This window comes from Desulfonatronum parangueonense, assembly GCF_054656975.1.
Genome location: NZ_BAAHXH010000003.1, coordinates 498,886 through 518,795, shown reverse-complemented (window position 1 = coordinate 518,795; position 19,910 = coordinate 498,886). Strand labels below are relative to the sequence as shown.

Here is a 19,910-nt window from a genome sequence, read left to right as displayed (position 1 = left end):
TCATGAACATCACGGAAAGGATCAGCTACGCTTCCAAACGATGAATGTCCCCGGCCTGAAGATCCCCGGACTTCCAGCGCTGGAGAGCCCAGTCCACGGGGCCGATGACGTTGTCCAGCACCTTTACCTTTTTCCATGTCAGGTACTGATAATACTCGTCCTCGATGCCTCCGCAGACGACTTCCTGGACATTTTCCTTCAGTATCAAATGACAAAGCTCCTCGGCCGAAGACTGCGGCATGATCAGGTTATGTTTCGCATCCTCGTCTTCCGTGGCCAGCACGGCTTCCAGGACATGATCGAACCGTGGAGCGACTTCTCCCTCATGAACCACCACAAGCACGCTTCTGATATTTGGATTTTTGATCATATCAATTGTCTAACTCGTATTCCCTTATTTTTCTCCAGAGAGTGCTCCGCCCCCAGCCGAGGATCTCTGCGGCCCGGCTGCGTTTGCCTTTGGCCTGGGCCAAGGCTTCCAGAATCATTTTTTTCTCCATGTCCTTCCAGGTCACCTCCATGGGATTGGCCATGGGTTGAGCCTCCTGCTGGGGGATAAATGTGCGAATCTCCTGGGGGATGGCCTCCTGCTGCGGCAGGGTCTTGCTTTCCAGAACATACAACGGAAGATGCGAAGTCAGGATTTGATCCCCCTGACAAATGTTCACGGCATACTCCACGATGTTCCGCAACTCCCGGACGTTGCCCGGGTAAGGGAAGGACAACAACTCCCGCAAGGCGTCATCCGAATAGCCCGCGATATTCTTCTTGAACTGGGAGGAAAAAACGCGCAGAAACTGGTCCAGCAGCAGCCGGACATCCCCCTCCCGCTCGCGAAGGGGCGGCAGATGCAGGCGGACCACGTTCAATCGAAACAGCAGATCGCTCCGAAAGACCCCGAGCTGAACCATCTGTTCCAGGTTGCGCAAAGTGGCGGCAACCACACGGACGTTCACCTTGATTCCCTTGGAACTGCCCAAAGGATAGACCACCTTGTCGTCCAGAAAAGACAGTAGTTTGGTTTGCAGATTGAAGGGCAGATCGCCGATCTCGGTCAAAAACAGGGTGCCATTGTGCGCCAGTCGAAATCGCCCGGGCTTGCTCTCCACCGCCCCGGTGAAGGCGCCTTTCTGATGACCGAACAGTTCCGATTCAAGCAGCGTTTCCGGCAACGCGCCGCAATTGACCTTGATGAACGGCCCCTTGGACCGGTCCGAGGCATGGTGAATCGCCTCGGCGACCACATCCTTGCCTGTCCCTGTTTCTCCTGTGATCAACACCGAGGAGTCGGTCTGACCGATCATGGGCAAAATCTGAAAAATCCGCTGCATCTCCCGACTGTTGCCGATGAGGTGCCCGTACCTTTCGGCATGGACGCGTTCCCAATCCCATTTCTCGCTTGACCGCAGGTCCTCGATGGTCTCCAGATATCCCTGGCACTCCCCATTTAAATCGTAGATCGGGGCCAGGACGATCCGCACGGGAATCTTCTTGCGGTCGCTGGCAATGATATTCCCGGCCGGGCATTCTCCCGTGCCGTCCCCGACATGAGGCAACACCGGGCAATGCTGTATGCAGATGGTATTGCGGACGATATTCCCGCAAAAAATACCGCAGGCCTGTTCCCGCGAAAAACCGGTCAAGGCCTCAAAGGCTGTGTTTACGGACACGATGCGGCGCTCCCGGTCCAACAGAAAGGCACCATGAGGAATTTCATCAAAAAGATGCTGAAACGACACCGGACTGTTGAACAGGCCGTGGACTTCGGGATCAATCTGGTTCTTGTTCATGAGAAGGTTCCACTGTCTTGTAGGCTTGGCTTGTTGATCAAGGCTTTGAAAATGTCTCTAATTGTGTCATTTTCGCTCATGATGAAACAAAAATACTATCACGCTCTCCCTGGTCCGGCAACAACCCTGACAAGCCCTGAAGGCCCTTGCCGTGCTTCTGATCTGGCCATTGCTGGGCATGCCGGTACTTGTTGACTGATACCGACAATCCGGCATAACTGTTACCAAGGACGAAGAAAATCAATTCAGAGCCAGATGCGAGACATCCGCATACGGCTCCTGGAGTATATGCATGGACTCAATGCCCACCATTCGTGAACTGACGTGTCCGATTGACGATTTTCCAAAAGTTTCAGAGCATACCTTTTTTTTCGACATCATCATGGCGCTGGAAAAGGCGCAATGGGATTTCAAGGCCAAAATCTCCAAGCAGACGGTACTCCTTGTGGAGGACAAAGATAAAAATATCGTCGGTAAAATTTCTCCCCGAGATGTCGTCCGCGCTTTGGAACCACAGTATGACAAGACCAACAGCTTCACCGACGACATCCGGTTTGGTCTTCCGCAGGTTGTTGAATCCAAGAGGAAAGACTATTTTCTTTGGCAAGAGCCTTTCGCCAATCTGTGTGACAAAGCCTGGAAAATTACGGCAAGCGACATGTACAGCAGGCCAAGGTCGACTCAATCGATTGATATTGACGAACGTATAGAAAACGCGTTTCACCTCTTCGTCACGACAAGTCACGAATATCTCTACGTTATTGAGAATGAACGTGTAGTTGGATTACTCAGATTTTTCGATCTCTATAAGATTATTTGCAAAAAAATCTACCAATGTGAAAGAAAGTCGTATTATTAACGATTATAACAATAATTTCTAAAAATTCATGCAAAAATTCACCTCCCTCCTGCCCCCCCCATTTTCCTTCCCGGCATGATGCCATCCTGCCGATATCAAGCGCAAACACAAAAAAAAATAACCTTACAAAATTGAACCCTTTTGCCTCGACAAAATTGGGAGTTTCATCAGCAGCATATCGCGAGGTCCCACATGCCCATCCTGACCATGTACAGCACCGCCTACTGCCAAGAACAGGAGGTGGCGTGCGTCGTTGCCGAGGCCCTCTCCCTGAAGGTCCTGGAGGATCGCCGGATCATCTCCGAAGCCGCTTCGACCTACGGAGTTTCGGAAAACAAGTTCTATCGCGCCTTGTTCGGCAAACCCTCCATGTTCAACGTCTACACCCGTGAGCGTGAACGTTGCGCATGTTTCTACAAGGCAGTGGTCGCCCGACATCTGCTCAGCGACGACCTACTGCTCCTGGGACTGGCCGGCACTCTGGTTCCCAAGACCATGACCCACGTGCTCAAGATCTGTCTGACCGCTGACGAGACGTTCCGGCTCCATACAGCCGCCAAATTCCACCATCTGGACCCCAAGGCCCTGGCCAAACTGATTGCCCAGGAGGATGAATCGCGAACTCGCTGGATCGACTTCCTGACACAAAAAAGCTCTGTGAGCACCTCACCCTGCGACATCCTGATTCCCATGGACGCATACTCAGTCCAGGACGCAGCGCACCTGATCCAAGACCGGGCTCGCCGCGCCGTGACTCTGGCTACTCTGGAATCCTCACAGTCAGCGAAGGATTTCGCCTTGGCCGCCAGGGTCGAGGCGGCCCTGGCCGTAAAGGGCCATTTGCTCCAGGTGGACGTAAAACTGGACCAAATCGAGTTGCACGTAGACAAGAACGTAGTCCGGCCGGGGAAACTGGAAGAGGAGCTGCGGGTCATCGTCCGCAACGAGATCGGTGAGGCTCCCCTGCAAATCAGAATGGGCCCGGACCTCTACCGGACGGACGTCTATCGCCCGTTCGATTTTGAAAACCCAGCCAAGGTGCTGGTGGTGGACGATGAACGGGATTTTGCCGTGACCTTGTCCGAACGGCTCAAAATGAGGGAGATGGGCGCGGCCGTGGTCACCAGCGGTGAGCAGGCGCTACGAGTAGTCGAGGAAGACGACCCCGAGGTAATCCTGTTGGACCTGAAAATGCCCGAGATTAATGGCATGGAATTGTTACACATGATTCGCCAAGGCCATCCTCATGTCCCGGTGATCATTCTCTCGGGCGCGGGGACGGAAAAGGACATCCAGACCTGCCTGAGCTACGGAGCTTTCGCCTGCTTACAAAAACCGTTGGATTTCAAGGAGTTGGTCGAAGTCATCCGCCGGGCATATGCCACACTGGACTCGTCCCGAGACACAAGCAATTAGGTACTCAGCAAAGTTCACATGAAATAAGGAACTGGTCCGGGTGCATTGATTTTGCGGTCTCGCATTTTTGACTGAGCCAGATTTCGTTCATCGAACCATTGCCGGACACCAAAAACAAAAATGTTGTTTATCCTTGCAATGATTCGATGTTACGAAGCCGACGAAGGAGTTTGAGAGGCCAGAAAATCAAGGTAAGCCGGACCTCAGTTGAGTAGTTACGACGTGGATACAAAAAAACCGCCCCCGGAACCTCACGCAGGGGACGGTTTTTTTTGGCAACCGAAAATGACCGCCATCGCATATGTTCAAGTCACGATCAGGCCACCTCGACCACTTCCAGATCAAAAGTGAGATTTTCACCGGCCAGGGGATGGTTGGCGTCCAGAGTGATGGTCGTATCCGTGAGTTCGGCCACCGTAACCACCGTGGCCTGACCGTCCTGACTGACCTGCAACTGCTGACCGACTTCGGGCTGAATGTGATCCGGCAGCTGAGCCCGTTCCACGGAGAACAACAACTCTTCCTGCCGGGTTCCGTAGGCGTCTTCCGCGGGGATGGTCACGGTCTTCTTGTCGCCGACCTGCATTCCGGTCACGGCTTTCTCGAAACCGGAGATCAACTGCCCCTGACCAAGGGTGAACTCCAGCGGATCACGATCCGCGGAACTGTCGAAAACCTGTCCGTTGTCCAGCCGCCCTGTATAATGCACCTTGACGTTGTTGCCGGTTTGTGCCTGTGTCATAAGACCTCCACAAGTTAGGGTGAAAATGGTCGCGGCCGGGATAAAATTCCCGGCCGTCCACCAATTATAACCATGTCCAGCGATGAGGAAAGGGGTTGCCCCATCTCATGTCTGTCCATGGATAGTCACGCTGAAACAGATATAATCAGCCGACGCCGGCCAAAGCCCATGGACCAGGAAGCTATTCGGCGCAATGCACGCACAGTACTGCCTCGGGCATGGCCAGAAGGCGAGCCGGGGCAATGGATTCTCCGCATTCGGCGCAGCAGCCGAAATCCTCGTCTTGGATTCTGGCCAAGGCCCGTTCCAGGCGCGCCAGACGGCTTTTGGCTTTTCCCAGAGCATTGATGGCAATGCTTTGGTTGGCCAGGGAATCCATGCGTGACAGCCTGCCCACGGCCTGCTGGTCCAGATCCACGGTTTGGGCCCGCTCCTCCAGGTCCTTCAACTGGCCTTGAATGGCGGAGGTTTCTTCCCGCAGGCGGGCTTCAAGCACCCTTCTGTTCTCCTGATCCATACGGCCTACTTGTGCTCCTTGATCGTCTGAAGGACGATGTCGTCGTACGTCTCCAGCAACCGTTCCAGGCGCCAGGGGTTGGAAACCAGGTAGACCATGTCGCCGTCAATGTCCGTGGCAATGTCCCGGCCGTTCTCGGCGATGAACTTCTTGGCGTCCCGACCGCCCACGATCCAGCGGGTGCCGGAAATGTCCACGGGTTCGTACCCGGCGTCCACGTTGTATTCGTCCTTGAGCCGGGCCATGGTGATCTCGAACTGCAGCGGACCCACCGCGCCCAGGAGGTAGTCGTTGGTGCGCAGCGGACGGAAAACCTGAACCGCCCCCTCTTCGCAGAGCTGCAAAAGTCCCTTTTCCAACTGCTTGGCCCGCATGGGATCCCGCAGGCGGACCCGGCGGAAATGCTCCGGCGCGAAGCTCGGGATGCCGGTGAACTTCAGCGGTTCCTTGATGGAGAAGGTGTCCCCGATCTTGATGGTGCCGTGGTTGTGGATGCCGATGATGTCCCCGGGCCAGGCTTCCTCCACCCCGCTGCGGTCATGGGCCATGAAAATGGTGGCGTTGGCGATCTGCATGTCCTTGCCGATCCGGTGGTGCCGCACCCGCATGCCCTTCTGGAACTGCCCGGAAACGATGCGCAGGAAGGCGATCCTGTCCCGGTGGGCCGGATCCATGTTCGCCTGGATCTTGAAGACCACTCCGGAAAAGTCCGGCTCCAGCGGCGAAACCAGCCGGTTTCCCTTGGAGGTTTCAGCCTGACGGGCCTGGGGCGGCGGGGCCAGTTCCACAAACGTGTCCAGCAATTCCTGAACCCCGAAGTTGTTGATGGCGCTGCCGAAAAACACCGGTGTCTGTTTCGCGGCCAGATAGCGCTGCAGGTCGAAGGGATGCCCGGCTCCGGCCAGCAGTTCCGCATCCTGGCGCAGATCCGCTGCGTCTCGGCCCAGCAGTTCGTCCAGTTGCGGATCGTCCAGGCCCTTGACATGCGCCACGTCCGTGGGCCGGGTGGATTTCTGTCCGTCGGGCACGAAAAAACGCAGTTCATCTCCGCGCAGGTCATAGACTCCCTTGAATCCCTTGCCCATGCCCACGGGCCAGGTCAGCGGCGCGCACTCGATCCCCAGATTGGTCTCGATGTCGTCCAGCAGTTCAATGGGCTCCAGCCCGTCCCGGTCCAGCTTGTTGATGAAGGTCATGATCGGCGTGTTGCGCATCCGGCAGACCTCCATCAGCTTCCGGGTCTGCACTTCGACGCCCTTGGCGCTGTCGATGACCATGAGCACGGAATCCACGGCCGTGAGCACGCGGTAGGTGTCCTCGGAGAAGTCCTGGTGGCCGGGGGTATCCAGGAGATTGATCTCATGCCCCTTGTAGTCGAACTTCATCACCGAGGAGGTCACGGAAATGCCCCGCTCCCGCTCCACGGCCATCCAGTCGGACGTGGCGCTGCGGGAACTCTTCTTGGCTTTCACCGCCCCGGCAAGATGAATGGCTCCTCCAAACAGGAGCAGCTTTTCCGTAAGCGTGGTCTTCCCGGCGTCCGGGTGGCTGATGATCGCGAACGTCCGCCGACGTTCGACTTCTTTTTGTAATTTGTTCATGTTCGTTGAGGGAAAATTGTGAATCGTAAACTGTCAAAAAAGAAAACCTCGCCGCCCTTCGGCACAATCCGATGGCGGCAAGGCAGAAGATGGCAAGAAGAATGAATCAGGGATGCACTGGAGATCCTTGGCTGGCAAAACATGCAAATTAGCGTTATTTTCCTCCAAGGGTCAAGTTCCCCACTTGCAACAGTCAATTCTCGCTTCAATCGAAATGGCAATCGAAAACGCAATCGAACCATTCAGACGCTTTTCCCGGTACCAACGAACAGGGCAATTACGTACCGCACTGGGGTGCGCCGGTCCCAGGGATTCTGAATCACCGTTCACACGAATGCCAACGCGATTGCGATTGCGATTACGATTTCGATTTCGACTGGGACTGAGGCTGAGAGAGGAATGGAGGTATCTGGGATTTGACTCCAAAACAATCCAGAGATACGAAGCATCCAAGACATGCTGGTGTCTCCGCTTTGGAGATGAAAAGGGAATCCGGTGCAAAGCCGGAGCGGACCCGCCGCTGTAATTCCAGGCCGCCAAACAACGAATCGTCGTTTCATTTTCGTCCACCCCGTCTTCCGGTGCAGACCGGGCGAACGGGAAACGACGAAAGGCCCATGCCCTGGAAAGCCAGAAGACCTGCCTGCATGAAGCCCCGAGGCAACGGGTGTTTGCCGTTGAGGGGATGTCCCGCCACGCTCCTGCTTATGGTCCCGCGCCGAGACTCCTGCTCATCTTTTCGATTCCTCTCGATCCACTTTACTCCACCGGAGAGTTTTTGATGCATTTCGATCCCCACGCCCCCGCCCATGGCGGCCACGGTCACGGTTGCGAACTCGGCTGCAACCACGAATGCCATGGCCACGGGCATCCGCATGACCACCATGACGACCACGGCCATAATCACAGTCACGACCATGATCATGGCCACCACCACGGTCCCGAGGCCCCGTGCGGCCCCAAACGTCCGGGCATTCTGCTGGCCACCTTCGGCACCACCATCATTCCGGCGCGCAAGGCCTACGACAGCTTCGAGGCCCGGGTTCGGGCCCGTTATCCGGACATCCCAATTGCCTGGGCATTCACGGCCCACAAGGTCCGCCGCAAACTGGCGGCCCGCGGCCTGCCCCACGATTGTGTGGCCGTGGCCCTGAGCCGACTGCACGACAGCGGGGTGACCCATCTGGCGGTGCAGTCGCTGCATACAATTCCCGGGGTGGAGTATTTCTGGACCCATAGCCTGGCCAAGGCCTACGAACATCCCCGTAAAGGATTTCACCAGGTCCGGGTCGGAACGCCGATGCTCAACGAGGACGCCGACCTGCTCCGGGCCGCGGCCGCGCTGCCGGAGTTCATCCCCGCCCGGCGCAAGCCGGATGAGGCCGTGATTCTTGTCGGCCACGGCACCTATCATCATGGCCAGCGGCGCTACCTGGACTTTCTGGCGCAAATCCAGGAGCAGCACCCTCTGCTGTTCATGGGCCTGCTGATGGGAGAACCCGGCATTGACGCCATCATCGCCCAGCTCCGGCAGACTCGCGTGTCCACGGTCTGGCTGCTGCCCTTCATGACCGTTTCCGGCTACCATGTCCGCAAGGACATGTTCGGCGACCATTCCAGCTCCTGGAGCAACCAGCTTCGCTCCGCCGGTTTCGATGTCCGCGAACATCTTCCCGGAACCATCGAATGTCCGAATTTCCAGTCCATCTGGCTGGACCACCTGGATATCGCAGTGTCCGAACTGGATCTGGGCGATCATGCCGGCTGCCCCGTTACTCAGGGCAAAAAACATGCACATTGCTGAAGGAATACTTTCCGCTCCGGTCCTCGCCCTGGGCGCGGCCACGACCGTTACCGGCCTCTGGATCGGTCTGCGCCGGCTGGACGAACAGCGCCTGATCATGGCCGCGGCCCTGGCCGCGGTCTTCTTCATCGGCTCCCTGATCCACGTTCCCCTGGGGCCGGGCAGCGTGCACCTGCTGCTCAACGGGCTGGCCGGGCTGCTCCTGGGCTGGGCCGCGTTTCCGGTGATTTTCACCGGCCTTCTGCTCCAGGCCCTGCTCTTCCAGTTCGGCGGCCTGTTGGTCCTGGGCGTGAACACTTGCACCGTGGCTCTGCCAGCCATCCTGTGCGGTCTGGCCTTGCGCGGATGCCTGGCCCGGGGCGGCTCATTTGCTCTGGCCGCGAGCTTCACTGCCGGAACCGGCGCCGTCCTCGGCACCGCCCTGCTGACGGGTGCAGCCCTGACGTTGACGGATCAAGGGTTCCTCACCGCGGCGAAACTTGTCGTGCTCGCCCATCTTCCGCTTGCGGCCATCGAGGGAACCATGACCATGTTCGTCGTCGCGCTTCTCGGCCGAACCAGGCCGGACCTGCTGACCACGCCCGCGCATTCCGCCGGAGATCTGCCATGCTGACCCGCTTTCTGATCCTGATTTTCCTGCTGCTGGGAACCGCAAACCCATGCCTTGGCCACAAGCTGCTGCTCATCGCCTGGGTCCAGGGCGACCGGCTCATGGCCGAAGCGGCCTTCGGCACGGGGCAGTATGCCTCGAAAATGCAGATCATCGTCGACGATGCGGTGAGCGGAGAAACACTCCTCACCGGCGCCACGGATGAACAGGGCTTCTTTGAGATCACTCTCCCACCGGAAGTTCTGAACCGGAGAGCACCACTCCTGGTCACCGCCTCCGACGGCGCCGGTCACGTGGCCCGGCAGACAATCCCCGCCGAGGATCTGCTGCCTGCCGTCAGCGCTGACAGAACGGAAATTTCCGCGCTGACGGAGGATGCGGAGCAAACCCAGCCGCGGATATCCGACCTGGACGAGACTCTGCTCCGGGAATTGGTACAGGACGCAGTGCGCCAGGAAGTAGCCCCCCTGCGCCGGGACATCCTGGCCCTGCAACAGGCCGGGCCCGGCATACCGGAAATCATCGGCGGCATCGGCTGGATCATCGGCCTGGCCAGCCTGGGAGCATGGCTCCTGCGCCGCTAATAACCCTCGCCGCAACCGCTCAAAACGCGCGGCAAGCAAGGGCACAAGCTCAAAAAGCGCCGCACTGGGAGCGCCGCACCCCAGTGCGGCAACGGAGTAACGCCTCCAGAAAAACTTCACGGCAGAAACTCGCACCAAGTAGCCAAGCCACAAACCCCAAAAAACGCGCAAAACTTGCGACAAGCAAATTTGATCAGCGAAACCTTCAGTCAAGGCCAAAGCCTGCTCCACCGCATGGACGCCCGGATCAAGATCCTGGCCACGGGCATCTGTCTCATGGCGGTTTCCGCCATTCATGGACATGCCGCGGCCCTGGCCGCGCTGCTTTTCGCCGTGGTGCTGATCCTTTTGGCAAAACTGAAAATCCGCTCCGTGCTCCTCCGTCTGGCGCCGGTCAACGTCTTTTTCCTTGTCCTGGGGCTGGTTCTCGGTTTCACATACCCCGGCCAACCACTGGAATCCTTGCCTCGACTCAGCCACGATGGCCTGTCCCTGGCGCTGCGCATCTTCCTGAAAGGCAATGCCCTGCTCTTGATTTTCATGGCCCTGGCCTGCACCTCCAGCGTGCCGGCCCTGGCCCAGGCCCTGCAGAGTCTGCGCCTGCCCCGCAAGATGACCTTGCTCCTGGCATTTACCTTCCGGCAGATTTTCCTGGTTTTCGAAGAATTCCAGCGTCTGCACCGTGCCGTTCTTGCCCGTGGCTTTCATCCCCGATGCAGCCTGCACACCTACCGGACTTACGCCGTGCTCCTCGGCCAGACCCTGCTGCGCAGCCTGGCCCGGGCCGAGCGCATCCACGGAGCCATGCTCCTGCGCGGATTCAGCGGTCAGTTCCGCCTCCTGTCCGCGCCTCCCTGGAATCGGGCCGACGCCTACCCTGCCCTGGGTCTGTGCATCCCGCCGCTGCTCATCAGCCTGCACGACCGGTGGCCCTGGTGAGCGATGCCCCTCTGCTGGCGCTGCAGGATGCCGAGGTCCAGTATCCCCGAAGCACCCACCCCGTACTGAAAGATTTCGATTTTTCCCTGCTGCCCGGAGAGCGCATCGGTCTCATGGGACCCAACGGCAGCGGCAAGACCACCCTGCTCCTCAGCCTGGTCGGTCTTGTCCCACTGAATAAAGGCAGCCTGTTGTTTCAGGGACGGCCGGTGCGCACGCCGAAGGACCTCGCCCGCCTGCGCCGGCTGGTCGGTCTGGTATTCCAGAACCCCGACGACCAGCTTTTCTCGCCTACGGTCCTGGAGGACGTGGCCTTCGGCCCGCTGAACCTGGGGCTCTCGCAATCCGAGGCTCAGGATGCCTCCCTGGCCATGCTGGACCGCCTGCACCTCGCCCACCTCGCCCATCACCAGCCCCACACCCTCTCCGGTGGCCAGAAACGCCTGGTCTGCCTGGCCACGGTCCTGGTCATGCGCCCCCTGGCCCTGCTCCTGGATGAACCCACCAATGACCTGGACCCGGACTCCCGCCAACTGTTATTCCAAGCTCTGCAAGCCACCCCCTGCGCCATGGTCATCGCCAGCCACGACCAGCAACTCCTGAGTGCCTTGACTGATCGCGTTGTTGCAATCTGAATGGGCTGAATCGGTCTTTTCGCGCTTGATACCTTGCAGTAGCAAGTCCAGAGAACAACCGGTCATGGAAATCGCGGTAATTGACACATCCAACAACGCGACGTACTTCCTGAAACCAGATATACGTCAGGAGGGAAAAGCATGAATACGAAACTGACCCTGCGCCTGGAAGAGGAGTTGATTGTTTCGGCCAAGAAACACGCTGCCCGCACGGGAAAATCCGTATCGAGGGTTGTTGCCGATCTCTTTGAAATAATCCGCAACGAAAGGATTGAAAATGATCAACCCCTTCCTCCGGTGGTGAAGAGCCTCAAGGGTGCTTTGAAGGGAAAACCGGCAGAGGAAAACGAATACCGAAGATATCTGGAAAAAAAGGTAACTATTCAGCACATACTCTGTGGTCACTCATAGAACTGGATTCCGGCTTTCGCCGGAATGACGTATCATGCCACATCCTTTGCAAGTTAAGTCATATCGCCGAAGGCCGGTATCCAGTCAGATCTTTCACGGATGAGCTGAGTAGTTACCTTTAATCTCCAGTTCCGAAACGATTTCCCGGACGTCCTCGGACATGTCCGAAAATGATGTCCACCCGCAGATCCGGAGGCAGATCCGGCAAAGCCTGGGCCACCTTGGCCCGCACCTCGTCGCAGATGCGCACGATGTTCTCGCCGCTGAGAGCGGCATAAGCTGTCCATGCTTATTGATCAAACCCATGGCCCGTGCTACACGGATTCAGCGTAACGCGATACCAGAACAACTGGAGGGCGGAAATGGGCAATCTGACGATCACGGTGGACGAGCATACATTGAAAAGGGCCAGGATACGGGCTTTGGAGCAGGATACTTCGGTCAACGCGGTACTGCGGGAATACCTGGAGTGTTACGCGGGAACCAGGCTTCATCGCCATGACGCGGTACTAAAAATTTTGAACATAGCCGATACGGTTGAGTCCGGTCGCGGCGGCCGAACCTGGAGCCGGGAAGAACTGCATGAAAGGCGCGTAAATCGTCAAGCGGAACGATAGCAACCATGCGTTCTTTTTTCGACACCAATATTCTGGTGTACATGTTCGACAGGGATGCCCCGGCCAAACGCACCCTGGCCCGAGAGCTGTTCCAGACAGAAACACTGGCTGGCCGGGCCATTGTCAGCGCACAAGTCTTGCAAGAGTTCCATGTGACCGCGACCCGCAAGCTTGCGCGACCATTGGATGAGCAAGCCGCCGCGGAAGTCGTGACCGTCCTTGCCAGCCTGCCGGTGATAGCCAACGATGCTGCACTGGTTCTCAAAGGTATTGCCCGTAGCCGATGCATGCGCTTATCGTTCTGGGATGCGATGATCATCGAGGCAGCCTTGTCCGGGGGGGCGAAAACCCTGTTCACCGAAGATCTGCAACACGATCAGGTGATTGACGGAATGCGCTTGCACAACCCTTTTTTATGACTGCTCCACCCGGGCTGCAAGGCCGAGCGGATACCCGGAACGTCCTGCGCGCCCACCTGGCCCGCCAGTAATTGCTCAATAAGGCAGGGCACCAACCACCGCGGATCCGTGCTGCCTGGATACCGGCCTGCGCCGGTATGACGGAATGGAGTGCCTCGATAGCGAGTTCTCTCAGTCGTCACCCCGGCGCAGGCCGGGGTCCAGGTGTTTTTGTGTGGGTCAGTGGCCCGGAGTTATTGAGCAGTTACGCCCGCCACTCATTTTCGCCGTAAGATTGCCACTTCCTGCTCGGTCAACCCTGTCTTCAGGGCAATGGTCGAATCATCCAGAACATCCAGCAGGCTCCCGGCCAATCTCAAAGTCGCCGCTTTCCGTCCTTCTTCACGTCCTTCTTCCCGCGCCGTATCCAGAACATTCTTCATATCCCGGTAGTACTTGAGGTTTGCTTCGTACTTGATAATTTCTTCCCTGGTAAACCTGGAAATCTCGGCTACTTCAAAAAATTTTTCAAAGATTTTTTCCCGCAAGGCATCAGGAACCTTGTCCAGACGATCAAGATTTTTGATTGCAAAGAGCCATTTTTCAAAGCGGGTATTGAGTTCGTCGACGTCCTTGTTGAATTTTGGCATTTCCAAGTAGATGAAGGTCAACTTGTCGTAGAAAATCTTGTTCGTCTCGATGTCCTGGAGTTTGACGTCGTATCTGTATTTCTCAGGATTGTCCTTGTCCTCGTCAAAAACAAAATCCAGGATGCCAATAGTGTAGACTGCTTTCAGTTCAAAGTTCCACGTCTTTCCACGAATAGCCTGCTGCTGAATCGGAAACGTGGCGTAGTAAATGCTGCGGTCCTTGAAAAAATTCTGCTTGCTTTTCTGCAGTTCGACAATGAACTTTTCCCCTTTCTCGTTTTCGCAATACAAATCAAATACTGCCCGCCGGTCGATATCCGTGCCGCCCAGGTTCTCGTCTTTCAGGTAGGTCAGATTGACGATATTGCCCTGTTCTTCCTTCAAAAGTTCATTCAGGAAATCCTGCAGCAAATCCTTGTTCGGCTCCTCGCCGAAAAGCCGCTTGAACCCGTAGTCCGTAAAAAAATTGACATAGCGATCAGTCTGGGGAGTCATCATGGCCATCTCCTTTCCACGTCGTGGCACCTTGTCCGTTTCCTTCCCTCTCGCAAAGTTCGCGAAGTTACGCAACGATAGAAGATAAAAACAAAGATTTCAAACCTTTTCGTTGGTGTCCCCTTTCGTGTCCCTCTGCACCCCCTGCGTGAAACAATGGAGAGGGTTGCCTCGGCCTCGTCCGCGGGGCAGATCAGTTTACACCGGCTCCTGATCCCTCCCCCCATACAGCCCTTGGGCCACCTTGGGCAGGCTCTTGGACAGCGAACACAGCACCGGGACCACCACCAGGGTCAGCAGCGTGGCCACGGCCAGGCCGAAGACCACGGCTACGGCCATGGGGCCCCACCACTGGGCGGATTCGCCGCCGATGCTCCAGGACAAGGTCTTGAAGTCGAAGCTGACGCCCGTGGCCATGGGCATCAGGCCCAGGATGGTGGTGATGGCCGTGAGCATCACCGGCCGGAAGCGGACCATGCCCGCGCGCAGCAGGGCGTCCGTGCGTTCCATGCCCCGGGCCAGAAGCTGCATGTAGTAGTCGATGAGCACGATGGCGTTGTTCACGACGACTCCGGCCAGGCTGATCACGCCGATTCCGGTCATGATGATCCCGAAGGCCGTGCCCGTGACCAGCAGGCCGAAAAAGACGCCGATCAGGGAGAAGAGCACCGAGGCCAGGATGATCAGGCCCGGGATGATGGAGTTGAACTGGGTGATCAGGATCAGGAAGATCAAAAACAGCACCGCGATGAAGGCCTTGCTCAGAAACTCCTGGGCCTTGGCCTGCTCTTCCTGCTCTCCGGTGAACTGGTAGGAATAGCCGCGCGGCCATTCGAACCCGGCCAGACGCTGCTCGATGTCCTTGAGCACGTCGTTGGCCAGCCGCCCGGAGACCGAGGCCGAGACCGTGACCACCCGCTGCTGGTTCAGGCGCATGATATCCCCCACCCCGCTGGACAGTTCCACATTGGCCACGCTGGTCAGGGGAATCGGCTCGCCATGGGGACCGGAAACCGTCAGCCGTTTCAGGGATTCCAGTGAATTCCGGGACTCTTCCGGCAGCCGGGCCGTGATGTCGTACTCGTCCCGGTCGTCGCGCAAAACCCCAACGCGCACACCGCCCACCGCGGCCTTGATCGTATAGGCGATGGTGTAGGTGTCCAGCCCCAGCAACGCGGCCTTTTCCTTGTCCACGTTGATCCGGATTTCCGGCCTCCCGTGCACGAAATTGTCCTTGAGGTCCACCAGGCCGGGAATGTCCCGGATGGTCCGGCGCACCTGGGCGGCCAGTTCACCCAGCACATGGATGTCCCGGCCGCTGATCTCCATGTTCACCGGCGGCCCGGTGGGCGGCCCGCCCTCCTCGGCCTCCACCTGGACCTCGGCTCCGGCAATGGCTGTCAGAACGCGCTCCCTGATCTCGTCCAGGACCGCGGTGGATGAACGGGAACGGTCATGGAAATCAACAAAATCAAGGGCCACCCGGCTCAGATGGGTGCCCGGCCCGCCCGCGGAAAACGGATCGCCGCCGGCGGAGCCGACATTGGCGATCACGAACTTGATGTCCTCGTACTCCATGGCGATGTCTTCCACCTGGGCCACCAGCCGGTCAGAGGCGTCCAGACTGGTGCCTTCCGGCGCCCGGATATGCACGAAGGCTCGGTTCGGATCGGTTTCCGGAAAGAATTCCACTCCCTTGCCCCAGATCCCGAACCCGGCAGTGGACGCGACCAGCAGCAGGACCGCGACGGTCAGGACGATCAGGCGATGCCGCAGGGACCATTCCAGCAAACGCAGATAGGCCCTCTTGACCCAGACTTCCCGAACAGGCTGGTCAGGATCTTCCCCATCGCGGATTCTGGGCCGACGCACCACCTGGTAACGGGCCGAAAGCACGGGGTTGACCACCAGGGCTATGAACAGGGAGGCCGAGAGGACCATGATCAGGGTCTTGGGCAGAAATTTCATGAATTCGCCCACAATGCCCGGCCAGAACAGCAGCGGGATGAACGCGGACAACGTGGTCAGGGTGGCCGTGATCACGGGCCAGGCCACCTGATCCGTGCCGATGCGCGCCGCCACCTCACGTGGACGTCCCTCCTGCATGTGCCGGTAGATGTTCTCCACGATCACGATGCCGTTGTCCACGAGCATGCCCAGGGCCAGGATCAGGGAAAAGAGCACGACCATGTTCAAGGTGATCCCGAATCCCGCCAGCAGGGCGAAGCCGATGAACATGGAATAGGGAATGGCCAGGGCCACAAAGATGGCCGATCTGCCGCCGATGAAGGCCAGGATCACGGCCAGCACCAGGATCAGGCCGGAAAGGATGTTGTTTTCCAGTTCGGAAACGATTTCACGGACGTCCTCGGACATGTCCGAAGTGATGTCCACCCGCAGATCCGGGGGCAGATCCGGCAGAGCCTGGGCCACCATGGCCCGCACCTCGTCGCAGATGCGCACAATGTTCTCGCCGCTGCGCTTCTGGACGGATAGGGTCACGCTGGGGCGACCGTTGATCCTGCTGCGGGTCAGGGGATCCTTGTGGGTGTCCTCGATCCGGGCCACGTCCCGCAGATAGACCGGCTTTCCGTCGCGGACAAAGGCCACGATGGAGAAGATTTCAGAGGGGTGCTTGAAATCCTCGGGCACCCGGACCAGATAACGGGTCTCGCCGATGTCCATGCTCCCGCCGGGCATGTTCACGTTGCTCTGGGTCACGGCCTGGATCATGCTGGAAAAGGGCACGTTATAGGCCCGGATCCGGTCCAGGTCGAATTCGACCCGAATTTCCCGCTCCAGCCCACCGCTCTCCAGGACGTTCAGCACACCGGGGATGGTCTCGATCCGGTCCTTGAGATCCTCGCCCCAGGTCTTCAGCCGGGCCAGGGAATAGGGTCCGGAAAGGACGACACGTATCACCGGGATGTCCGAAAAATTGACCTCCTCCACCACCGGATCGTCCTCCAGGTCCGACGGCAGATCCGCCCTGGCCTGGTCCACCTTGACCCGGACCTTCTGCAGGGCGTCGTCGATGTCCACCGAGGGAATAAACTTCACCGCCACCGTGGACAGCCCCTCGGCCGAACTGGCCCGCATCTCCTCCACCCCGGCCAGTCCCTTGAGCTTGCGCTCGATGGGCATGGTGATCAGCTTCTCCATGTCCTCCGGCGCCACGCCCTCATAGGTGGTGGTTACAAAAACATATGGGATGGTGATGTCCGGGAAGGCCTCCCGAGGCAAGGTCAAGTAAGAATGAACGCCGACGATCACCAGGATCACCAGCAGGGTCAGAACCGTAGCCTGTCGCCGCAAGGCCCAGGTGTTGACGATCATAACAAGCTTCTCGTTGTTGGGTAATAATGAAGTTCCCGAAGCAAATGCGCAAAGAAACGTTGCGTAAGAATTTGAGCGGGATCATGGGAATGGCTCAAACTAACCTTGTATCTCAGGTGGTTAACTGAGAACAAAAATTATCCTGCTTGCCAAGCAGGCAGGATGAGAACCGAAACTCTCAGGTTATCGAGTTAAGAGCTCCGCAAGGATATTGTCTTCATTTCCTTGATTTTGAACATCGGTTTCGTTGGTTTTTCTCCAGATATGAATTCGTCGGCTCCTGCATCTATCGCAGTGGCAATATGGATTGCATCCATTGCTGCGAGGCCATACCGCTGTGCAAGGTCTTGAGCAGACTTCAAGACATTTGTTTTCCATGGACATAGATCCGCGTGTGCAAAAATGGCTTCATAAAATGCTTTTTCCCGATATTCTTCTTGAAATATTGGTTTCGGCATGACTTCCAGCCATAAAGCTTCACTCACTATAAGCAGCCGGAACGGGTCATCCAGAATGCCCAGTGCCTTCGCAGCGATTTCATCCTTGCCACGCCACGCTGCAATGAGCAGGTTGGCATCAACATATGTCCGCCGCTTACTCATCCGTCAGACCGCCACGACGACGACGTACTTCTTCATTTATTTCATCCCAATCCATGAGCTTGCCACCGTCATGAACATTTTCCTCTCGTGCCTTCAACAACTTACGACCCAGTTCCGACTGAGGGATAAAATGGGGTGCATGCAAGTCCTTTTCAATCGCTTCTACCGTGACGCGAATGACGCTGCCCACCGGCAAGGATGTCGGCAGATTGAAACAGAGTTCATGTTTCGGAGATACAACGGTTTCAAATGTAATTTCAGCCATAAACTGCCTCCTGAAAATCCGGTGAAAAAACCTCCAGACCGCTGGGTCATTTCGGATATCCCTGTAAACTCGACGTCTTTTGGTTCCCTGCCCCGACGAACCAAGTGCAACACCGACCAGCCCCTCACGGGCAACAAAGAGATTATAACGTAATCCCCGCAAACTTTCTTGCAATCAGAATGCATCAAACGCCGTAACTATTCAGCTACAGGGGCCACGCTCCAGCCGGAACTTGGTTCTTGGCGTCTTATTTCGTTGCCGCACTGGGGTGCGGCGCTCCCAGGATTTAATCCGTTGATTGCCGCGGATTATTGAGCATTGAACAGAGCCGAGTGCAAAAAGTGCTTTTTGCACTCGGCAGTGGTCAGTGACTTGTGGCTTGTGGTCTGTAAAAACAGGAAGTTGCCGAAAGACCTTGGGGAATTGAATTCGTCCCAAGGGACTTTATGCACCAACCTCTGAACAGTTATCCAACTACTGCACCACCACCGCCGTCCCCTCCTCCACCTCCCGGTGGCCGGCCACGATCAGGCGGTCGCCAAGTTCCAGTCCCTGGGTGATCTGGATGCGGTCGCGTTCGATTACGCCGATGGAGACGTTGCGGGCTTTGGCAACGCCGTTCTCCTCCACGTAGACGAGCCGCTCCCCTCCCCGGTCGATGAGGGCGGACAGGGGGATGGTCACGGCATCCGGAATGACCCGGCGAACGAACATCACCCGGGCGATCATTCCAGGGCGGATTATGCCCTCGGGATTTTCCACCACAACCTGAGTGCGGAAGGTCCTGGTCGCCGGATCAGCCCGGTAGGCGATGAAGTCGATCACCCCGGAGAACGTCTGCTCCGCGAAGGCGTCCACAATCACCGCGGCCGGCTGGTCGACGCTCAGGAACCGAACATCCATCTCCGGAACCTGGACCTGAACCTTGATCTTCTCGATATCCACCAGTTCGATGATCACCTGCCCCCGATCCACGAACTCGCCGACCTCGATCCGCATGTTGTTCACCCGCCCGCTCCCAGGCGCCCGCACAAGCCCGCGTCCGTATTCGATTTCGGCCTGGCGCAACTCCTCCCGGGCCTGCACTTTTCCGCTGCGAACCTGGTCCAGCTCTTCCTCGGAAATAATATTGTCCTGGAACAGGCGTTCCCGCCGGCGCAATTGTTCCTCGTACAGATCAAACGCCGCCTTGGCTCGCGCCCTGCCGGCCGCCAGGGCCGTAACCTCGACCTGCGCCAGAATCTGTCCGGAAGTAACGCGATCTCCTTCACGCACGGATAGTTTCTCGACCCGGCCGGCGGTTTCCGCGGCCAGGTCCACGCTCAACCAGGGATCCGCCGTGCCGGGCAAAACAACAGCATCCCTGATTTCTGTCGGAAATATTTCCTTGACGACCACATTCACTTTACGAGGAAGACTCGTAGCCATGTCAGGGGCATCACCCAATGAATCGGAACATGCGCCCAGCAAAGCCATGCTCATTACGAACAGCAGCATTACCCGGAACAGGGGTGAGTCTTTAACTATCGTATACAGGCACATACAGGTCCCCCTCGGGGATTGGTTTATTCTAAAAAAAGATCATGGTTGCGAAAATGAAAACGGTGAGGTAATTGGGAAGAGTTGATTGCCTTGTCAA

Annotated in this window: 21 protein-coding genes and 1 riboswitch; of the genes, 10 read left to right on the top strand and 11 right to left on the bottom strand. The window is 57.5% G+C overall.

All coding sequences use genetic code 11. The annotated features are described in order from the left end of the window. Nucleotides 1-25: 25 nt before the first annotated feature. Together ACYQ15_RS02800 and ACYQ15_RS02795 are read right to left on the bottom strand one after the other, a co-directional pair. Nucleotides 26-370, bottom strand: a complete 345-nt coding sequence (locus ACYQ15_RS02800; protein ID WP_459936004.1) for a NifB/NifX family molybdenum-iron cluster-binding protein — start codon at nucleotides 368-370, stop codon at nucleotides 26-28. Between the two features lies 1 nt (nucleotide 371). Beyond that, nucleotides 372-1,790 (bottom strand): sigma-54 interaction domain-containing protein, encoded by a 1,419-nt coding sequence (locus tag ACYQ15_RS02795; protein ID WP_459936003.1) that lies wholly within the window; start codon nucleotides 1,788-1,790, stop codon nucleotides 372-374. 292 nt (nucleotides 1,791-2,082) lie between these two features. Between ACYQ15_RS02795 and ACYQ15_RS02790 the strand changes: the two genes are divergently transcribed. Then, nucleotides 2,083-2,649 carry a CBS domain-containing protein gene (locus tag ACYQ15_RS02790; protein ID WP_459936002.1) on the top strand — a complete coding sequence of 189 codons (567 nt, stop codon included), beginning with the start codon at nucleotides 2,083-2,085 and terminating at the stop codon, nucleotides 2,647-2,649. A 192-nt stretch (nucleotides 2,650-2,841) separates the two neighbouring features. Beyond that, nucleotides 2,842-4,065, top strand: coding sequence for a response regulator (locus ACYQ15_RS02785; RefSeq protein WP_459936001.1), 1,224 nt, complete (start codon nucleotides 2,842-2,844; stop codon nucleotides 4,063-4,065). 316 nt (nucleotides 4,066-4,381) lie between these two features. On the opposite strand, the gene ACYQ15_RS02780 is transcribed toward ACYQ15_RS02785, so the two are convergent. From ACYQ15_RS02780 to ACYQ15_RS02770, 3 genes are all read right to left on the bottom strand, one after another. Further along, a complete protein-coding gene (locus ACYQ15_RS02780) occupies nucleotides 4,382-4,807 on the bottom strand; it encodes an FKBP-type peptidyl-prolyl cis-trans isomerase (protein WP_459936000.1) in 426 nt (141 codons plus the stop codon). A 181-nt stretch (nucleotides 4,808-4,988) separates the two neighbouring features. Then, the gene (locus ACYQ15_RS02775) at nucleotides 4,989-5,324 is read right to left on the bottom strand and encodes a TraR/DksA family transcriptional regulator (protein ID WP_459935999.1); all 336 of its coding nucleotides are present in this window, start codon (nucleotides 5,322-5,324) and stop codon (nucleotides 4,989-4,991) included. A gap of 5 nt (nucleotides 5,325-5,329) precedes the next feature. Next, nucleotides 5,330-6,925: a peptide chain release factor 3 gene (locus ACYQ15_RS02770; RefSeq protein WP_459935998.1), complete on the bottom strand. Its 1,596-nt coding sequence runs from the start codon at nucleotides 6,923-6,925 to the stop codon at nucleotides 5,330-5,332. Between the two features lie 443 nt (nucleotides 6,926-7,368). After that, nucleotides 7,369-7,586, top strand: a riboswitch (cobalamin riboswitch). Between the two features lie 120 nt (nucleotides 7,587-7,706). Here ACYQ15_RS02770 and ACYQ15_RS02765 point away from each other — a divergent pair. The 6 genes from ACYQ15_RS02765 to ACYQ15_RS02740 all read left to right on the top strand — a co-directional run bounded on the left by ACYQ15_RS02765 (nucleotide 7,707) and on the right by ACYQ15_RS02740 (nucleotide 11,908). Beyond that, a complete protein-coding gene (locus ACYQ15_RS02765; protein WP_459935997.1) occupies nucleotides 7,707-8,729 on the top strand; it encodes a sirohydrochlorin cobaltochelatase in 1,023 nt (340 codons plus the stop codon). Beyond that, nucleotides 8,716-9,342, top strand: coding sequence for a cobalt transporter CbiM (gene cbiM / locus ACYQ15_RS02760; RefSeq protein ID WP_459935996.1), 627 nt, complete (start codon nucleotides 8,716-8,718; stop codon nucleotides 9,340-9,342). Before ACYQ15_RS02765 ends, cbiM begins: the two co-directional genes overlap by 14 nt. After that, nucleotides 9,336-9,923, top strand: coding sequence for an Ig-like domain-containing protein (locus tag ACYQ15_RS02755; protein ID WP_459935995.1), 588 nt, complete (start codon nucleotides 9,336-9,338; stop codon nucleotides 9,921-9,923). The genes cbiM and ACYQ15_RS02755 overlap by 7 nt, the downstream gene beginning before the upstream one ends. 174 nt (nucleotides 9,924-10,097) lie before the next feature. Next, the gene (gene cbiQ, locus ACYQ15_RS02750; protein ID WP_459935994.1) at nucleotides 10,098-10,862 is read left to right on the top strand and encodes a cobalt ECF transporter T component CbiQ; all 765 of its coding nucleotides are present in this window, start codon (nucleotides 10,098-10,100) and stop codon (nucleotides 10,860-10,862) included. Continuing rightward, nucleotides 10,859-11,497, top strand: a complete 639-nt coding sequence (locus ACYQ15_RS02745) for an energy-coupling factor ABC transporter ATP-binding protein (RefSeq protein WP_459935993.1) — start codon at nucleotides 10,859-10,861, stop codon at nucleotides 11,495-11,497. Before cbiQ ends, ACYQ15_RS02745 begins: the two co-directional genes overlap by 4 nt. 141 nt (nucleotides 11,498-11,638) lie before the next feature. Beyond that, nucleotides 11,639-11,908, top strand: coding sequence for a DUF6364 family protein (locus ACYQ15_RS02740; protein WP_459935992.1), 270 nt, complete (start codon nucleotides 11,639-11,641; stop codon nucleotides 11,906-11,908). A 118-nt stretch (nucleotides 11,909-12,026) separates the two neighbouring features. On the opposite strand, the gene ACYQ15_RS02735 is transcribed toward ACYQ15_RS02740, so the two are convergent. Next, nucleotides 12,027-12,158 carry a hypothetical protein gene (locus ACYQ15_RS02735; RefSeq protein ID WP_459935991.1) on the bottom strand — a complete coding sequence of 44 codons (132 nt, stop codon included), beginning with the start codon at nucleotides 12,156-12,158 and terminating at the stop codon, nucleotides 12,027-12,029. Nucleotides 12,159-12,270: 112 nt separating this feature from the next. Here ACYQ15_RS02735 and ACYQ15_RS02730 point away from each other — a divergent pair, with 112 nt between their 5' ends. Continuing rightward, a complete protein-coding gene (locus ACYQ15_RS02730; protein WP_459935990.1) occupies nucleotides 12,271-12,525 on the top strand; it encodes a hypothetical protein in 255 nt (84 codons plus the stop codon). Nucleotides 12,526-12,530: 5 nt separating this feature from the next. After that, nucleotides 12,531-12,944, top strand: a complete 414-nt coding sequence (locus ACYQ15_RS02725) for a PIN domain-containing protein (RefSeq protein WP_459935989.1) — start codon at nucleotides 12,531-12,533, stop codon at nucleotides 12,942-12,944. A 257-nt stretch (nucleotides 12,945-13,201) separates the two neighbouring features. On the opposite strand, the gene ACYQ15_RS02720 is transcribed toward ACYQ15_RS02725, so the two are convergent. The 5 genes from ACYQ15_RS02720 to ACYQ15_RS02700 all read right to left on the bottom strand — a co-directional run bounded on the left by ACYQ15_RS02720 (nucleotide 13,202) and on the right by ACYQ15_RS02700 (nucleotide 19,813). Next, nucleotides 13,202-14,071, bottom strand: a complete 870-nt coding sequence (locus ACYQ15_RS02720) for an Rpn family recombination-promoting nuclease/putative transposase (RefSeq protein WP_459935988.1) — start codon at nucleotides 14,069-14,071, stop codon at nucleotides 13,202-13,204. Nucleotides 14,072-14,266: 195 nt separating this feature from the next. After that, entirely contained in the window at nucleotides 14,267-17,404 is a 3,138-nt protein-coding gene (locus ACYQ15_RS02715; protein ID WP_459935987.1) for an efflux RND transporter permease subunit, read from the bottom strand. Between the two features lie 191 nt (nucleotides 17,405-17,595). Continuing rightward, a complete protein-coding gene (locus ACYQ15_RS02710; protein WP_459935986.1) occupies nucleotides 17,596-18,006 on the bottom strand; it encodes a type II toxin-antitoxin system VapC family toxin in 411 nt (136 codons plus the stop codon). Continuing rightward, complete coding sequence (locus tag ACYQ15_RS02705) at nucleotides 17,999-18,271, bottom strand: hypothetical protein (protein ID WP_459935985.1); 273 nt, start codon at nucleotides 18,269-18,271, stop codon at nucleotides 17,999-18,001. The genes ACYQ15_RS02710 and ACYQ15_RS02705 overlap by 8 nt, the downstream gene beginning before the upstream one ends. 474 nt (nucleotides 18,272-18,745) lie before the next feature. Beyond that, nucleotides 18,746-19,813 (bottom strand): efflux RND transporter periplasmic adaptor subunit, encoded by a 1,068-nt coding sequence (locus ACYQ15_RS02700; protein ID WP_459935984.1) that lies wholly within the window; start codon nucleotides 19,811-19,813, stop codon nucleotides 18,746-18,748. Between the last annotated feature and the right edge of the window lie 97 nt (nucleotides 19,814-19,910).

Bases quoted from the DNA above. Each gene is read 5' to 3' on its own strand.
- ACYQ15_RS02800 (WP_459936004.1), bottom strand. From the start codon at position 370: ATGATCAAAAATCCAAATATCAGAAGCGTGCTTGTGGTGGTTCATGAG.
- ACYQ15_RS02795 (WP_459936003.1), bottom strand. From the start codon at position 1,790: ATGAACAAGAACCAGATTGATCCCGAAGTCCACGGCCTGTTCAACAGT.
- ACYQ15_RS02790 (WP_459936002.1), top strand. From the start codon at position 2,083: ATGGACTCAATGCCCACCATTCGTGAACTGACGTGTCCGATTGACGAT.
- ACYQ15_RS02785 (WP_459936001.1), top strand. From the start codon at position 2,842: ATGCCCATCCTGACCATGTACAGCACCGCCTACTGCCAAGAACAGGAG.
- ACYQ15_RS02780 (WP_459936000.1), bottom strand. From the start codon at position 4,807: ATGACACAGGCACAAACCGGCAACAACGTCAAGGTGCATTATACAGGG.
- ACYQ15_RS02775 (WP_459935999.1), bottom strand. From the start codon at position 5,324: ATGGATCAGGAGAACAGAAGGGTGCTTGAAGCCCGCCTGCGGGAAGAA.
- ACYQ15_RS02770 (WP_459935998.1), bottom strand. From the start codon at position 6,925: ATGAACAAATTACAAAAAGAAGTCGAACGTCGGCGGACGTTCGCGATC.
- ACYQ15_RS02765 (WP_459935997.1), top strand. From the start codon at position 7,707: ATGCATTTCGATCCCCACGCCCCCGCCCATGGCGGCCACGGTCACGGT.
- cbiM (WP_459935996.1), top strand. From the start codon at position 8,716: ATGCACATTGCTGAAGGAATACTTTCCGCTCCGGTCCTCGCCCTGGGC.
- ACYQ15_RS02755 (WP_459935995.1), top strand. From the start codon at position 9,336: ATGCTGACCCGCTTTCTGATCCTGATTTTCCTGCTGCTGGGAACCGCA.
- ACYQ15_RS02740 (WP_459935992.1), top strand. From the start codon at position 11,639: ATGAATACGAAACTGACCCTGCGCCTGGAAGAGGAGTTGATTGTTTCG.
- ACYQ15_RS02730 (WP_459935990.1), top strand. From the start codon at position 12,271: ATGGGCAATCTGACGATCACGGTGGACGAGCATACATTGAAAAGGGCC.
- ACYQ15_RS02725 (WP_459935989.1), top strand. From the start codon at position 12,531: ATGCGTTCTTTTTTCGACACCAATATTCTGGTGTACATGTTCGACAGG.
- ACYQ15_RS02720 (WP_459935988.1), bottom strand. From the start codon at position 14,071: ATGATGACTCCCCAGACTGATCGCTATGTCAATTTTTTTACGGACTAC.
- ACYQ15_RS02715 (WP_459935987.1), bottom strand. From the start codon at position 17,404: ATGATCGTCAACACCTGGGCCTTGCGGCGACAGGCTACGGTTCTGACC.
- ACYQ15_RS02710 (WP_459935986.1), bottom strand. From the start codon at position 18,006: ATGAGTAAGCGGCGGACATATGTTGATGCCAACCTGCTCATTGCAGCG.
- ACYQ15_RS02705 (WP_459935985.1), bottom strand. From the start codon at position 18,271: ATGGCTGAAATTACATTTGAAACCGTTGTATCTCCGAAACATGAACTC.
- ACYQ15_RS02700 (WP_459935984.1), bottom strand. From the start codon at position 19,813: ATGTGCCTGTATACGATAGTTAAAGACTCACCCCTGTTCCGGGTAATG.